This is a genomic window from Micromonospora sp. NPDC005163 (assembly GCF_053599835.1).
Genome location: NZ_JBSFYP010000165.1, coordinates 1 through 1295 on the forward strand (window position 1 = coordinate 1; position 1295 = coordinate 1295).

Annotated in this window: 1 protein-coding gene; it reads left to right on the forward strand. The window is 65.9% G+C overall.

Annotation, left to right across the window (positions count from 1 at the left end):
- The coding region (locus tag ACWD6N_RS37735; protein WP_450006760.1) for a beta-L-arabinofuranosidase domain-containing protein at positions 1-1295 on the forward strand (1295 nt) is incomplete at both ends.

Here is a 1295-nt window from a genome sequence, read left to right on the forward strand (position 1 = left end):
GAGAACCGCGACATCCTGGTCACGACGCCGGCCACCAGGCCCGGTCGGCGCCGCCCGGATCGGCTGCACGTCAACATGCACATGCCGCAGTTCGTCGGCTACATGCGTGTCTACGAGCACAGCGGGGACCCCGAGTACTTCCAGGCCGCCAAGAACTTCTTCGGCATGCTCGTGCCGCACCGCAGGTACGCACACGGTGGTTTGGGCGGCAACTACCCCGGCTCCAACAACAACACCGAGTTGTTCCAGAACCGGGACAACATCGCGAACTCGATCGCCCAGGGCGGTGCGGAAACCTGCAGCGCGTACAACCTGCTCAAGCTGGCCCGCAATCTGTTCCTGCACGAGCACGACCCGGCGTACATGGACCACTACGAGCGGGGGCTGTTCAACCAGATCGCGGGCTCGCGGGCCGACACGACCAGCGTCAACAACCCACAGGTCACCTACTTCCAACCGTTGACCCCGGGCATCACCCGCAGCTACGGCAACACCGGGACCTGCTGCGGCGGGACGGGCCTGGAGAACCACACCAAGTACCAGGAAACGATCTACTTCAAGTCCGCCGACGGCACGACGCTGTGGGTCAACCTGTACGTACCGTCGACCCTGACCTGGGCCGAGAAGGGCTTCGCCGTCACTCAGGAGACGAGCTACCCGCGCGAGGACCACACCAGGCTGACCGTCAACGGCAGCGGGCCGCTCGACATCAAGCTGCGGGTGCCTGGCTGGGTGCAGAAGGGCTTCCACGTCACCATCAACGGCGTCAGCCAGGACGTCGACGCGAAACCCGCAAGCTACCTGACGTTGAGCCGTACCTGGGCGCCGGGCGACACCATCGAGATCCGGATGCCGTTCAGCATCCGGATCGAACGGGCGATCGACCGTCCCGACACGCAGTCGATCTTCTGGGGGCCCCTCCTCATGCAGATCCTCGGCAACCCCGGCAGCGGCAACTACCGCGAACTCTCCCTCTACCGGCACCTCAAGCGCGACGGCGACTACGCCCGCGCGGCGATCACCCAGGCCAGCACCACGGCGGGGGGTGACCTGCTCTTCACCACCCACGGCTTCACCCTGCGGCCGTACTACATCGGCGACGCCCAGGCCGCCTCGTCGTACTTCCGGAGGGTCGAGCCGACGATCGTGTTCGGCTCGGTCGACACCGGCGTACCGAACCACAAGCGCAACGACGGCCTGCCGAACTACGACGTACCCGTGCAGGGAATCACCTCACCCGGCACCGACGGCCCGACCTTCCTCGACCTGGTCTGGGATCAGGCGCCCTTCGAGAA